The sequence below is a fragment of the Hymenobacter sp. 15J16-1T3B genome (genome assembly GCF_020711235.1).
Taxonomy (GTDB): Bacteria; Bacteroidota; Bacteroidia; order Cytophagales; family Hymenobacteraceae; genus Solirubrum.
In genome coordinates, this window is the sequence record NZ_JAJFAV010000008.1 from 123,445 (window position 1) to 137,930 (window position 14,486).

The window sequence follows — 14,486 nt, forward strand, 5'->3', positions numbered from 1 at the left end:
GGCCGACTACTGCTAGAAGCCGATGTTGACGCCGCCGAGGAAGGTGCGGGCCTGCGGGTAAGTGCCGCGGTCCACGGCGTTGCCGCCCACCTCCGGGTCGAAGCCCGAGTACTTGGTCAGCGTCAGCAGGTTCTGCGACGAGACGTACACCCGCACCTGCTGCCCGCCGATGGCGCCGAGCCACTGCTTGGGCAGGGCGTAGCCGAGCGTGAGCGTCTTGATGCGCATGTAGGAGCCGTCTTCCACGTAGTAGCTGCTCACGCGCAGGTTCTGGTTCGGGTCGCCGGCCACGGCGCGGGGCACCGTGTTGCTGGTGCCCGGGCCGGTCCAGCGGTCCAGCACGCGGGTGGTGGAGTTGCCGTTGCCGTTCAGGCCGCCCTCGGTGTAGAAGCGGTTCAGGTTGTACACGTCGTTGCCCTGCGAGCCTTGCAGGAACAGGTACAGGTCGAAGCCCTTCCAGCTCAGGTTGTTGATCAGGCCGTAGGTGAAGTCCGGGTTGGGGTTGCCGATCTGCGTGCGGTCCTTGTCGCTGATGACGCCGTCGCCGTTCAGGTCCTTGAAGCGGATGTCGCCGGGGGCGGCGCCGGTCTGAGTGGCGTGGCTGCGCACGTCCTCAGGCGTCTGGAAGAGGCCGTCGGCCACGTAGCCGCGGAAGAAGCCGAAGGGGTGGCCTTTGTCGTAGCGCACCACCGCGCCGCTGCGGTACGTCTGCCCGTCGTAGGGCAGGCCCGAGCCCAGCGAGGTCAGCTCGTTTTTAAAGGTCGAGAAGTTCAGCGTGGTCGACCAGGTAAAGTCGCCCTTGGCCACGTTGTGGGTGGTCAGGGCCAGGTCCAGGCCGCGGTTGTAGGCCGAGGCCGCGTTGGTGGGCGGCGACTCGTAGGTGCCCGACACCAGGGACGGCGGCACGCCCGCAATCAGGTTCGGCGACTTGCGGTTGTACACGTCGATAAAGGCCTCGACGCGGTTTTCCCACAGGCCCAGGTCCAGGCCCACGTTGAGCTGCTGGTTTTTCTCCCACTTCAGGTAGGGGTTGGGCAGGATGGTCGGGCCCGAGCCCTGGTTGACCACCTGACCCTGGTCGCCGAAGGGGTAAATCAGCCCCGGGTTGATGGTGGCCAGCGAGGCAAACTGGCCGGCGTTGGCCGGGTTGCCTACTACGCCGTAGCCGGCGCGCAGCTTCAGGTTGCTGATGAGGCGGTTTTCCTGCAGGAAGCCCTCCTCCGAGATACGCCAGCCCGCCGACACGCCCGGGAACAAGCCAAACCGCTCCCCTTTCTTAAAGGCCGACGAGCCGTCGTAGCGGACCGTGGCAGAGAGGATGTACTTGCCGGCAAACTCGTAGTTGAGGCGGCCGAAGTACGAGGCCAGCGAGGTTTCTTTGCTGGTGCCGTAGTTGTAAAGTTGGTCGTTGCGCGGGCCGGCGTCCAGTTCCTGCAGGTCGGGGCGCACGTAGCCGCCGCGGCCGCCGCCCACGTTGTAGCTGTTGAACTGCTGGCCCGACTGGCCCAGCAGCAGCGTCAGCTGGTGCTTGTCGGCGAAGAGGCGGTCGTAGGTGGCCGTGTTTTCGATGAGGAAGCTCGGCGAGTAGGTCGAACCGGAGTTGGCCGTGCGCAGCGCGTACTTCGGAATGTCGGGCAGGCCCGGGCGGAAGTAGCGGTTGTAGTCGAAAATCAGGTCCACGCCCACGTTGGTGCGGAAGCGCAGTCCTTTGACCGGCTCCACCTCGGCGTAGAAGGTGTTGAGCACCCGGTTGCGGGTGAACTTCTTCTTGTCGAGCAGGGCTTCGATGAGCGGGTTGGGCTCCGAGAAGCCGTCGGCCACCGGGTCGGGCATGTTCCAGCTGCCGTCAGCCTTGTAAGGCTGCACCGTGGGCGGCATCTGCAGGGCCAGCGTCACGATGCCGTTGAACTCGTCGGTGGTGTTGACCTGCCGGTCGTTCAGGTTCGTGAGCGAGAGGCTGTTGCCGATGCGCAGCCACTTCTTGATGTCCAGGTCGCCGTTGGCGCGCAACGTGAAGCGCTCAAAGTGCGAGCCGACCACCGTGCCGTCCTGCTTGTAGTAGCTGCCCGACACGGCGAAGCGCGCTTTGTCGCTGCCGCCGGTGGCCGAGAGGGAGTAGTTCTGAATGGCCGCGCGGCGGAAAATCTGGTCCTGCCAGTTGGTGCCTTCGCCCAAGGACTGCGGGTCCTGCAGCTTGGGCAGCAGGGCCTGGCCGGCGGCAATGCGCCCTTCGTTGTTGATGACGGCGTACTCACGGGCGTTGAGCATGTCCAGCTTGCGCCACACCTGCTGCACGCCGCGGTAGGCGTCGAAGTTGATGCTGGCCTTGCCCGACTTGCCGCGCTTGGTGGTGATGATGACCACCCCGTTGGCGGCGCGCACGCCGTAAATGGCCGTGGCCGAGGCGTCCTTGAGCACGTCGATGCTCTCGATGTCGTTCGGGCTGATGGCGTTCAGCTGGTTTTCATCGCCGGAGGGCAGCGGAAAGCCGTCGACCACGTACAGCGGCGCGTTGTAGCCGGCCGAGGTTACGCCGCGCACCCGCACCGAGGTGCCGCCCGCCCCGCCCGGGGCGCCCGAGTTTTGCGTCACCGTCACGCCGGCGGCGCGGCCCTGCAGGGCTTGCGTGGGGTCCGAAATGGGTTGTTGGCGGATTTCGGGGCCCGAAACCGAGGCCACCGAGCCCGTCACGCTGCTGCGTTGCTGGGTGCCGTAGCCCACCACCACTACTTCGCCGAGGGCCTGCAGGTCTTCCTGCAGCTTCACGTCGAGGCCGGAGGTAGCGCCCGTCACCGGGACTTCCTGCTTCACGAAACCCACCGCGCTAATAACCAGCGTGCTGTTCTCGGGCACGTTTAGCGAGAAGACACCTTCGGCGTTGGTGCTGGTGCCCAGCGTGGTGCCCTTCACAATAACCGTCACGCCCGGCATGGGCGCGCCGTTGGCCTGCGTCACGCGGCCCGAGACGGGCACGTCGGCCACGGCGGCGCGAAGCCGGGGGGCAGCCGCGGCGCCCGGAGCGGCGGCCAGTGCGGGACCGGCTAGCGTCAGCAGGCCGCTGGCTGCTAGGGGCACCGCCCGCCGCAGGAAGGAATGCGGGTAAAAGTGGTAGCTCATGTGGGAATGGATGTGGTTGAGTGAGGTGTCTTTCGGCAATCGGCGCCAGACCGCAGCGGGCTACGGCAAGGCAAAGGAGCAGCCGGGCTCCGAACGGCAACGGTCCGGAACGGGCGGGGAGCAGCAAGGGAACACGGCCCTAGTGCGAACAGGCTAGGAGCGCAGCGGGCGCCTACCTAATTAGCCGGGGCAGGCACGCACCGGGGGTGCGGGAGTGGCGCCCCGGGGCCGCCGAGCGAACGGCAAGTCCGACGAGCAGAGGCCAAGGCAGCGGGGCTAAGCAGCGCGGGGTTGGCAGCGGGTTGAGAATGGCCAAATATACCGGCGTTGTTTCTGAAAAATCAAGCCCCAAAAATGCGCTAACGGGCCAGAAACAAGGATTTTCGCTTACATCGCACAATCAACTGTACGCTTACGGCACCCTCTTTTTTCGCTAATAATAGGGCTACTGCAATCGTTTGCAACATTCTCCCCGAACGGCACTGACGGGTAAAAAACACCAAAAAAAGTGGGCGGTTAGCCCATCTTTTTTTCACTAGTTTTTGCTTTACCAGCCCAAGTCTCCACTTTCCGGCTTAGCCCCGGAGTCATGGTGGCTTCCTCCTCCCCTATTTCGTCCGTCTCGGCGGCCGTATCGTCGAGCAAGAGGTCGGTCCAGCTGTCGTCTTCAGTGGCTTCGCCGGCCTGGCGGCGCATGGCGTCGAGCACTTTTTGGCTGAAACTCCAGCAGGTAGCACGGCGCAAATCGAGCACGCGCGAGAGTTCCTGAGCCGAGTAGCTGCCCTTGTGAGTGTGCAGCAGAAACACGGCATAAAAGGCTTTGGTAATGGGGAACTTGCACTTCTGCAGCAGGGTGTAGGCCGTAGCCGATTCTACGTAGCGGCAGCGGGTGCAGCGGCGGGAGTGCGGCTCGCGGCCCTCGCAGTAGTTGTCGTGGCTGCACTTGCGGCAGCGGTAGCCCTGGGCCCATTTCAGGTCGGCCAGGTAGCTCAGGCAGGCTTCCTTGTCGGGGTAGATCTGGCTGAACTCGCCGAAATCCACTTCCTGGGCCAGCACCCGGGCGGCCTGGGCCTTCTGCAGGTCGCGCTGCAGGTCGCCGTTGAGCTTCTCGATGGCGGCCGATTGCAGGGCCAACAGGCCGTTGGCCTGCAGCAGCTCACGGTTCTGGGCGGCAATGGTTTCGCCCTGCTGGCGCAGCTCCTCGGTGCGCTGGGCCACGAGGTTTTCCAACTCCGTATTGAGCTGGTCTTTAAGCTCATCGTTCTGCCGCAGCTGCTCTACCAGCTGCTCCTGCACCTCGTGCTTTTTGCGCAACTGCTTCACCAGACGTTGTTGGGCCCGCAGCGTTGCGTCCTGAATACCCTTGATTTTCTCGCCCAAGGCGTAGGACAAAATCACCACTTCCAGCACAAACGCGGCGTTCATGCTGTACACGGTGAAGGTGTTGGTGAAGGTGTCGATGCCGAGCTTGCGCAGGATGAGGAAGCCGACGCTGACCACTACCAGCGTGTGAGACAGTAGGAAAAACCGCGCCGGCCGGAAGCCCCCGCGCCACACCCGCATGGCGGCCACGAACAGCATGCCGTAGGGCAACAAGTACAGCCAAAAGCTCAGGTCCGACTGCCACCAGAGCGCGTCGAGCAGCAGGGCAGCCGCGCTGAGCAGCACCACGTTGCGCACCCAGGGGTCGTAGTGCGGCAGGCGCTGCGGGGCGTCGAGGAAGTGGCGGGCGTAGTAGCTGAAGGTGAGCAGCAGCAGGGGCGCCGAGCTGATGATGACCAGCTGGTTGAACCAGGGGTGGTCGGGCCAGAGGTACTGAAACCCCAGGCCGTCTTCGGAGAGGAACACGAGGCTGCAGCTAAGCACGTAAAGCACGTAGCGCAGGTAGGTTTGCTCGTGGGTGAAGAAGTACAGGCATAGGTTGTACACCACCATGATGAGCAAGATGCCGTAGAAGCCGCCCAGCAGGCCGTATTCCTGCTGAAAACGCTCCACCAAGCCCTGCTCGGTGCGCAGGCGGGCGAGGAAGCTGGTCTTGGAATTGGCCTGCAGGCGCAGGTAATAGGTCTGCGTCTCGTTGGCGCGCAGGGGCAGGCGCAGCAGGAAGTTCTTGTAGCCGTAGGGGCGCGAGAGAAACGAGCGGTCGGCGCCGGTGTGCACGGCGCTGGCCGGGTCGGCCGGATCGGGAAAAAACACCACCTCGCTCAGGTGGGAGTCGTAGAGCTCCAGGTACCAGTGCTGGGGCAGCGGGCCGCGGGCCTGCACCGTCAGGCGCAGCCAGTAGGCCGCGCCGGTGTGCTGCATGTTGGTGGAAATGGAGGAACCGGCCACGAAGCGGGCGGCATTCACGCCCAGTTGCACGTCGGTCAGCGTCATGCGGCCGCTGGGGTCTTCGAGCACGCTGTAGTTGGGCGGCAGTATCAGGACTTCCTCCTGCCGGGCACTGACGCTCAACGGCTTTTCCGGACCGGGCGGCGCCGTGGCCGTGGCCTGGGCCCAGAGCAGGCAGCACAACACGGCGCCTACCCAGCGCCAGGAGCCAGAACAGGCCGAACGAAAGAACGTGTTGGTAATGGCGAAAGTGGGGCGCATGGTAGTCTACAAGTTAGGGAAACTACCCGCAGCGGGCGCAGCCGGCCGAATCAGCACAGGGGCCGGCCCGCGCGGCGGGCAAACCGTAGTGTATTCGTAATTAGCAACTTGCCATATATCCAATGGATAAGCAGAGCGGTGTATGCTTCAAAAGTAAGTGTTAGCTCACTGGTACCGCCCCCCGCGCAACCTGCCAATAGCTGCCTCCGAGGCTGCCCTTACTGCCCGCCTTGCGTAGCGGCTTTGGTGTCGGTGAAGCGCAGCCAGCCGAGTACCGCCCCGGGCTGCTCTACCAGCAGCCGCAGCGTGTGCGTGCCCGCCGGCAGGGTCGCGGTGCCCCCGCTGACGGTCTGCCAACCAGCGTCTTCGGAGGCGGCGGACGCCACGGTGAACGTGCCGAGCGCGGAGTCGTTTAGCGTCAGCCGCAGCCGGGCCGGAACCGCGCCGGCGTTGGTGGCGCGCAGCTGCAGGGCGTAGGTCCCGGCTTTGGGCACCGTCACGGTGTAGTTGAGCCATTCACCGGCCTCGGTGTGGCCCACGCCGAAGCCGGTGCCGCCCGCATCCGAAATGGCTTGCACGTCCACGCCGTCGTTGCGGTAAGCGTTGCCGCTGTTGGTGGGCTTCAACTCCCGGTAGTCGGTGCGGGCGTTGTAGGTGTCGTGGTAGGCCACGCCCTCGCGGCCCAGGTCGTAGTCGGCGGCCCGGATGGTGCCGGGCAGCGAGTGGGCGGCAAAGGGCTGTCGGGCCGCGGCGGGCTGGGTCAGGGCAAAAACGACGTCGCGGTTTACCGCACAGTTGGCGAATTGGGCGTTGCGCAGCAGCACCTCCCGGCCGGCGGCCGTCAGGATGCTGCCGTAGGGCTTCACCCGCAGCAGGCTGCTGCCGGCATCCACGCGCTTGAGGTTCCAGTGGCACCACCCGATGCCTTGGCCGTTGAGCTGCTGCACGGCGGCGGCAAACCACTCGTTGGAATTTTCGCCCGTCTCCCCCACCCACACCGGCACCTGCCACCGGTCCCGAAACGCCACCAGGTTTTTCACCAGATTGATTTGGTTCGGGTTGGGGTCGAGGGCCGCCGCGTCGTTGGGGCACCAGTAGCGGTGGGCGTTGTACACAAGGCCGGTGTTGTCTTTGACCTTCAGCTTGTCCGGGGTCAGGTTGGTGTACTCGTTGCCGTAGCCGTTGCCTTCCAGCAGCAGCAAGTGCCGGTCTTGCTGCGCCCGCACCGCGTCAATCAGCCGGCTGTAAAGTGCGGTTAGCTCCTGATTGTCGGCCGAGAGGCCGTGCTGGGGGTTGAGGTTGTGCGGCTCGTTGAGCAGGTCGTACATGGCCACGCGCGGGTCGTTGCGGTAGCGCTTGGCCAGCTGCTCCCAGAGGCGCACGGTCATATCTTGATAAATCAGGCGCCCGCAGGCGTCGCGGCGCTTCCAGAGGTCGAGGGGGCGGAAATTGTCGTTGATGTTGGCGTCGGTGCCCTGACCGCCGGGGGCCGCGTGCAGATCGAGCACCACGTACATGTGGTTGGCCCCGCACCAGTCGAGCACCTGGTCGAGGTAGCGGAAGCCGTCGAGCGTTTGGGGGTCGGCGGTGAACAGTTCGTTTGCCTCGTACCAGCCGCTGAGCGCCCGCACGTAAGCGTGCACGGCAGCGTCGCTTTTCGGGTGTTGCAGGGCCGCGGTGCGGGCCCGGCGCTGCTTGGCCGTCAGAAACAGGTCGTAGTGAAACGGCAGGCGCACGCAGTTGAAGCCTTGCCGGGCCAGCCAGTCGATGTCGGCCTTGGTAACGAAGCCGGCGCGGAACTGGCGGTAAAACGCTTCCACGTCTTTTTCGGGCATCACCCGCAGCAGGCCCTGCTGAATGCGGCGCTGGCAACCCAAGGTGTCGGTTTTGAGGATGTAGCTTTCCTGCAAGAGCCAGCCGCCCACGTTGCAGCCGCGCAGCACCACCGGCCGGCGCTGCGCGTCAACCACTTGGGTGCCTTGGGCCGTGAGCCAGCTTAGCTGCTGGGCCGCCGCCGGGCGCAGCAGGCCCAACAGCATTATCAGCAGGGCCAGGGTGCCGGCGCGCAGCCGGCGGGGCACGAGAAAACGAGGGGTAACAGGCGGGGTAAGCTGATTCATAGCCAAAGCCGGAAGCGCCCAAAAGCGAGAAACAGGGCAGGGAAGCCCCGCCCTGTTGCCCTCGCATTCACTCACTTCAATGGGTTATTCCTTGATGATTTTCTGGGTGTGCACGCCCGAGGCGCTGCGCACCGTGAGCTGGTACACGCCCGGGCGCAGCGGCTGCACGCTAAGCGTGGCCGCCGCCTGCTGCCCGGTGGTTTGCCGCGCGAGCACCACCCGGCCGAGGGCGTCGCTCAGCGTGACGGTGGCGGCTTCGGCGGCGGGCAGGGTCACCGTGAGCTGTTCGCCTACGGGGTTGGGGTAAGCCAGCGGCGCGGACGACGCCGCGGCCGTTTTGCTGGCCAGGGCGCCACGGCTGTTGGTGCACGTGCTGCCGGCGGTGTAGCTGTGCGGGGTGGCGCTGGAGTTACGCTCGGCCGTGGTCGTGCCCACGCGGTAGGTGAAGTAGAACGACAGCGCCGCGCCAGCGGCCTGCGCCTGGCTGAAGGTGAAGTTGCTGCCCGCCGCCGTCATGGCGTACCCCGCGTAGCCGCCGGTTCCGGTTTTAAGGTAAATCAGCGCCAGCGAGCTGCCGGCAATGGGTGCCAGCGGCACGAACTTCCAGTTTACCGTGCCGTTGGTGGTCGACACCTCGTAGCTGTAGTCGCCGTTGGCGGCGGTGCCGGTGCACGCGCTGCCACCCGGGGTGGTGCCGCCGGCCGCGGAGCCGTACACTTCCAGTTCGTAGAGCGAGTAGCCGTAAGCGGTGCCGCGGGCCGTGCCGTACATGCGCACGTAGCGGCCGGTGCCGCTCAGGCCGGTGTGGTCGTTGACGAGCGTAGCGTTGCCCGCGACGGTTTTGATGGTGGTCCAGGTGGCCGCATCAGCCGACACCTGCACCAGGTAATCCTTGCCGTAGGCGCCTTCCCAGGTCAGCTTCACCCGGCTCACGTTGTAGCTGGCGCCCAGGTCCACGTACAGCCACTGCGGGTCGGCAAAGGCGCTGCTCCAGCGGGTGCTCGTGGCGTTGCCGTCGACGGCGGCCGCGCCGGGCGTGCCCGCGTTTTCCGTCGACGAGGTGTAGGTGGGCTTGTTCAGGGCCAGGTTGGGAGCCGCAGCAGCCGTAAAGTTCAGCCAGTTGACGTTGCAGCCCGTCGAAGCCGAGGCGTAGAGCCGCAGCGTCTGGGCGCCCGCGGGCAGGGTCACGGTGGTGCCGATGGTTTGCCAGCTTTGCCAGCCGCCGGTGTTGCCCACGTTGATGCTGCCGAGCACCGCGCCGCCGCTGGTGCGCAGCTGCAGGGTAGCCCCGCCGTTGGCCGAGGCCACGCGGAGCTCCACCGCGTACGGCCCGGCCGCGGCCACGTTCACGCTGTAGTCCAGCCAGTCGCCGGTTTCAAACCAGTCCACGTTCTGCCCGCCGCCGGTGTCGGTGGTCGTTTCCTTGTCCGTGCCCGACTGCGTACTAAAGCTTTCCGCCTCGATCTTGCCCGGAATGGCCTGGGCCGTGGGCGCCGCTACGCTCACGCTGACGGCCGCCGAGGTGGTGGCGGCGCCGGCGTTGTCGGTGGCTTTGGCCGTGAGGTTGTAGGTGCCCGCCGGTACGCCGGCCCACGTGTAGCTGTAGGGGCTGCTGGTAGCAGTGCCGAGCAGCGTGGTGCCGCTGAAGAACTCCACCTTGCTGATCGAGCCGTCGGCGTCGGCGGCGCTGGCGGCCAGGCTGATGCTGGCCGGCGCCGTGAACGAGGTGCCGCTGGCGGGCGAGGTCAGGCTGACGCTCGGGGCCGCGTTGGCCGCGCCGTTTTTGGTCAGGCTGCGCAGGTTGTCGAGGTAGAACGTGTAGTTCGTCAGCGAGTTGGGCGCGAAGAGAAACACCGAGTTGTCCACGTCGGAATCGGGCGTGCCGGGGTCGGGGGCGCTGGCGAAGGTGAAGATGAGGGTATGCCAGGCGTTGGTTTGCTTCACCACGGCCTGGTAGATGCTGTGGCGGCCGGTGGGGTAGTTCTGCGGGCGCGAGGCCGCGCTGCTCTCCAGCTGCCAGGAAACGACGGTGCCGGCCGGAGCCGAGGTGTACACGTCCAGGGCAAACACCTTGTCGCCCTTTTTGTAGGCCGCGCCGTCCTTGGTCAGCAGGTTGCGGAAGGCCAGCACGTCGTACTGCTCGCTGGCGTTGCGGGTGTATTGCCCCACCTTGGCCGAGGTGTTGATGCCCGTGGCCGCGGGGTTGTTCACCACGGCTGCGTAGGCGCCGTTGGCGCTCAGCAAGGTCAGGTTGCGCGTCGCGTCGTAGTTCTCGAAGGTAGTACCGGCCGCGTAAGTCGGCGCGGCGGACCGCTTCACGATGCGGATGTTGTCGACGTAGTAGGTGTCGCCGGTAAGGGAGTTGTTGCCAAACAGAAACGCCAGCTCGTCGATGGCCACGTTGGCCGTGCCGCCGTCGGGCGAAGTTACGTAATTGAAGGTCAGCGTCTGCCACTGGTTCTGCACCGTCGTGCGCGCCTCATAGGTGCTGTTGCGCCCGGCCGGGTAGGTATTAGCGGCGGCAGCTTTGTTCTGCAGGTTCAGCAGCACGGCGGTGCCCACCGGCGCGGCCGTGTACACATCGGCCTGGATCTGGTAGGTCTGGTTCTTAAACAGCGCCGCGTCCTCGACGATGGTGCCCGCGGGGCCGGCGTCGAAGAACAGCACGTCGTACTGCTCGGCCGGGTTGCGCACGTACTTGGCCACTTTGGCGGAAGTATTCACGCCGGTAGCCGCGGGGTTGGCGAAGTTGGCGGTGTAGGCCCCGTTGGTCTTGGCCGCGTTCTGCGTGATGCGGGCCGTGCCGTCGTAGTTGATCAGCACGTCGGTGCTCAGGATGGGCTGATCGGCCTGCTTTTTCACCAGCAGGTTGTCGAAGTAGAACGTGGCGCCGGAGCTGGTGGCGGGTTGAAACAGCAGCGTCACGTTGTCGATGCTGTAGATGCTGGTGCCCGCGTCGATGCTGCGCTCCAGGTCGAATTCCAGGGTTTCCCAGGCGTTTTGCCGGCTGGTGTAGGCCCGGTAAGCGCTGTGGCGGCCCAGCGGGAAGTTGGTAGCCGTCGTGACGGCGCTGTTTTCCAACTGCAGGGTCACCTTGCTGCCCACCGGCGCGGTGGAGTACACGTCGAGGTAGATTTTGCGCCGGCCCGCCACGAAGTCGTTGGCGTTGCCGATGGCCACGTTGCGCAGCGAAATCACGTCGTACTGCTCCGTGGTGTTGCGCACGTACTTAGCGACTTTGGCCGAGGTATTTTGCCCCCCGCTCACCGGGTTGGCCAGGGCTTGGGTGAGCGTACCAGTAGCCGAGGCGTAGGTCACGAAGCGGTTGGCCTCAAAATCCTCGTACAGCTTCTCCAGCTGCAGGGCCGGGCCGACGGTGACGCCTAGCGAGTACGTGCCCGTGGGGCAGCCGCTCACGGCGGTGCTCACCGCCACGTTGCCGCCCGCCGACGAGCCCCAGTTCACCTGAATGGCGTTGGTGCCCTGCCCGGCGGTGATGGTGGCGCCGACTGGCACCGACCAAGTATAAGTGGCCCCGGTCACCGCGTCGAGGCGGTAGGTTTTACCCGTATCGTTCTGGTACACCGACTCGTCGCCGAGCACGGCGTAGTTGTACGTGCCTTTGTAGACGCGCACGAAATCCACCTGCATGGTGGTCGGGTAGTCGGCCGGATTGGGGTTGGTGTACCCCGTAAAGCCGGTGCCAGGGCCGCCCACCGCGGCGTTGAGCATCAGGTAGAAGTTGCCGTCGTTAAAGGGCCAGGCGCCGCCCGAGGTGGTTTTGGGCGAGGCCGTGTGGTAGAGCGTGTTGTCGATAAACCACTTAATCTGGTTGGGGCTCCACTCCACCGCGTAGGTGTGAAACCCGGTGCTCAAGTCCACCGTGCCCGCGTACTCGCGGCCGGTAAAGTGCCAGCCGTTGTCGTCGTAGTGAATAGTGCCGGCGACGGAGGTTGGGTTTTTGTGCTTGGCCTCTATAATGTCGATTTCGCCGGTGCTGGGCCAGTTGCCGGGGTCGGGCAGCATCCAGAACGCAGGCCACACGCCCTGCCCCGAGGGCAGCTTGATGCTGGCTTCGATGCGGCCGTACTTGAAGGTTTGCAGGGCGCCGGCGGCCGTTTTGGAAAACAGCTTGGCCGAGGAGTAGCTGTAGTTGCGCCCGCCCACGGTGCTCGGCTCGTAGCGGGTGGTGATGGTGAGGTAGCCCCCGGCCACGGCGGCGTTGGCCGCACGGTAGGCCTGCAGCTCGGCGTTGCCGAAGTTGCAGTTGCCCTCGGCGCAGCCGTCGCCCTCGTACACGCGCCATTTGCTCAGGTCGCCGGCGGTGGTGAATTCGTCCTGCCAGACCAGCTGATTGCACTGAGCCTGAGCCAGAGTGGGGCTGAGCACGGCGAGGCCCGCACCAGCAGCCAGCCCGTAGGCGCTGCGGCGGAGCCACTGCCTGGCGCGGCCGGAAAGTAGAGGTGTTGTCATACTGGTTGTGGAGGTTGGGGAATGAGCAGGCATTAGCCGGCTGTCCGCCCCGCAAGCAGGGCAACAACCACGACCGGCGGGTGAAGCCGACCGGCCGCCGGCGCACCGCTAGCTTGGTAGCAGGCCGCACCGGCGTGGGACGAGAAGAGCAGGAAGGGCCCGAGCGCGGCCGTGTTGGGGAAGAGGCGAAGTGCGGTGACCGTTAAGGCTCACCCTCAGCGGCTCGGGTTGGTCAAAGCTAGGCGCGTTGTTAGGCAAAAGCAAGCGCAAAATCCTGCATAAATAGCCAAAAACAGCGTTTTACGCTTACGTGTGTACGCTTAACGCACACGAGTTTGTCACGTATTTGCCGCTTGATGGCCCGCAAATCAGCCACTGCAAACGTTTGCACAACGGATAACAAACAATAAAAAAAGTGGGCAAATGGCCCACTTTTTCCGCGGATGAAATTCCCCGTCGACGGCCCCCCTCCTACTTGCCGGCCCTGGGCAACGGCGTCAGCTTGAGCAGCACGACGTCGTTGTCACGCAGCTCCACTTGCTCATGGACGGCCCCCTGACTGACCTGCACGGTTTTCTGCCAGAGCGGCTGGTCGGCGGTGGCCGCCGCTAGCGTGCTTACCTGTTGCCGCGTCAGTTCGGTTGGGCGCCCCAGCCGCAGGTAGGCCGAGTAGGCGTCGTTTTGGTCGTAGCCCACCTTGTAGGCTGCGCAGCGGTAAGCGCCGGGTGCCAGGTGGCTTATCAGCAGCTGCACCGTGCGCGGATTGCCGGCCGGGTGCTCCTGCCCGAAGTAGACCTGATCAGTGCTGCTGCCCAGGGCCGGGGGCGCGAAGTTCCAGCACAGCAGCTGCACGCCGCCCTGCGCGTCGCGGGTGGCCCAAGAGGCGGAATCGGCGTTGTGCAGCTCGGTGGTTCCGAGCTGGTGCAAGTACTTGTAGGCAAAATACGCCGGCTTGCGGATGCCCTGCAGATTCAGCAGCCCAAAGCCGCCGTGGAACGGCGTGGGGGCCGGCCCGGCCTCCTCAAAGATGTCGGTAAACGTCCAGTACGACATACTGGTGGCCGCCCGCTCCGTCTGTTTGAGTGTGTTGAGCAGGTAAGCGGCGCTATGGTAGGAGTCGTGCACCGGGTCGCGCGAGGAGTACGAGGTGCTCCACTCCGTGATGTGCAGCTCGGCCTGGGGCCGGGCCGAAGCCTCGATTTTGCGGCGCACGGCCTGCACGTTGCGCGCAATGCCGTTCGGGTCGCCGAGTTGCTGCTGGCCCTGCCCAAACTCGTCGAGGCCACCCTCCCGCACGCCGTAGTCGTGGGTGCTGACGAAATCCAGCGGCACTTGCTGGTGGGCGCAGTAGCTGAGCGTCTCGTCAATCCAACCCACGCCCGAGGAAGCCGGCCCGCCCACCCGGTACGTGGCCGACACGCGCTTGATGGCCCGGGCCGTGGCGGCGTACAGGCAGAAGTAATCGGCCTGGGTGCCGGAAAAGAAAGCGGGGTAATTCGGCTCGTTCCACACTTCAAAGTACCAGCTTTCCACCTCCCGCCGGCCGTAGCGCGCTTCCCAGTGCCGCACCAGCGCCTCCACCAGGGCTTCCCACTTGGCGTAGTCCTTGGGCGGCGACACATTGGCCCGCCACCAGAACACGGTTTTATCGGTGCTGCGCAGGGCGGCGGGCATGAACGATAGCTCCACGAAAGGCTTCACCCCGATGCTCAGCAGGTAGTCGTAGAGCTGATCGATGTACTGAAAGTTGTAGACGGGGCGGCCGGCGCGGTCCTCCTGGTACACGCCCATGTCGTCGTGCAGCAGGCCGTGGAAGCGCAGGTACCGAAAGCCGCATTCCTGTTTGAGCCGGGCCAACTGCCGCTGCCAGTCGGCGCGCAGGCCTTCGTGGGCCCGGCCGGCCCCCACGCACAGCTCGAACGAGCGGCTCAACGGGCCTTTCGCCTGGCGGGCATCGACGCGAATGACGCGGGGAGTGGGCTGCGCCCGCACAGCCAGGCCCAGCGGCCAGGCTGCCAATAACAAGGTGACAAGCAAACGCATGGGGCAGCCGTTGAAAATCAGAAGTAACCATGACCGGTAGCCAATTAGCCCAACGCGTAGGTAGAAGTCGGTACTTTTTGGGCGTGCCTGCTACTGGGCAGCAAGCATTTTTTGCGGCCCTCTTCGCCCCACCCACGTGAA

5 protein-coding genes are annotated in these 14,486 nt (G+C 65.3%); all 5 read right to left on the reverse strand.

What is annotated here, in order from left to right:
* Positions 1-12: 12 nt before the first annotated feature.
* Entirely contained in the window at positions 13-3,117 is a 3,105-nt protein-coding gene (locus tag LJ737_RS15000) for a SusC/RagA family TonB-linked outer membrane protein (protein ID WP_227767117.1), read from the reverse strand.
* 516 nt (positions 3,118-3,633) lie between these two features.
* Positions 3,634-5,709: a 7TM diverse intracellular signaling domain-containing protein gene (locus LJ737_RS15005; RefSeq protein WP_227767119.1), complete on the reverse strand. Its 2,076-nt coding sequence runs from the start codon at positions 5,707-5,709 to the stop codon at positions 3,634-3,636.
* Between the two features lie 218 nt (positions 5,710-5,927).
* Positions 5,928-7,829: a cellulase family glycosylhydrolase gene (locus LJ737_RS15010; protein WP_227767121.1), complete on the reverse strand. Its 1,902-nt coding sequence runs from the start codon at positions 7,827-7,829 to the stop codon at positions 5,928-5,930.
* A gap of 84 nt (positions 7,830-7,913) precedes the next feature.
* Positions 7,914-12,302 (reverse strand): carbohydrate-binding protein, encoded by a 4,389-nt coding sequence (locus tag LJ737_RS15015; RefSeq protein WP_227767124.1) that lies wholly within the window; start codon positions 12,300-12,302, stop codon positions 7,914-7,916.
* A 471-nt stretch (positions 12,303-12,773) separates the two neighbouring features.
* Positions 12,774-14,345, reverse strand: coding sequence for a GH39 family glycosyl hydrolase (locus tag LJ737_RS15020; RefSeq protein WP_227767125.1), 1,572 nt, complete (start codon positions 14,343-14,345; stop codon positions 12,774-12,776).
* Between the last annotated feature and the right edge of the window lie 141 nt (positions 14,346-14,486).

Bases quoted from the DNA above. Each gene is read 5' to 3' on its own strand.
- LJ737_RS15000 (WP_227767117.1), bottom strand. From the start codon at position 3,117: ATGAGCTACCACTTTTACCCGCATTCCTTCCTGCGGCGGGCGGTGCCC.
- LJ737_RS15005 (WP_227767119.1), bottom strand. From the start codon at position 5,709: ATGCGCCCCACTTTCGCCATTACCAACACGTTCTTTCGTTCGGCCTGT.
- LJ737_RS15010 (WP_227767121.1), bottom strand. From the start codon at position 7,829: ATGAATCAGCTTACCCCGCCTGTTACCCCTCGTTTTCTCGTGCCCCGC.
- LJ737_RS15015 (WP_227767124.1), bottom strand. From the start codon at position 12,302: ATGACAACACCTCTACTTTCCGGCCGCGCCAGGCAGTGGCTCCGCCGC.
- LJ737_RS15020 (WP_227767125.1), bottom strand. From the start codon at position 14,345: ATGCGTTTGCTTGTCACCTTGTTATTGGCAGCCTGGCCGCTGGGCCTG.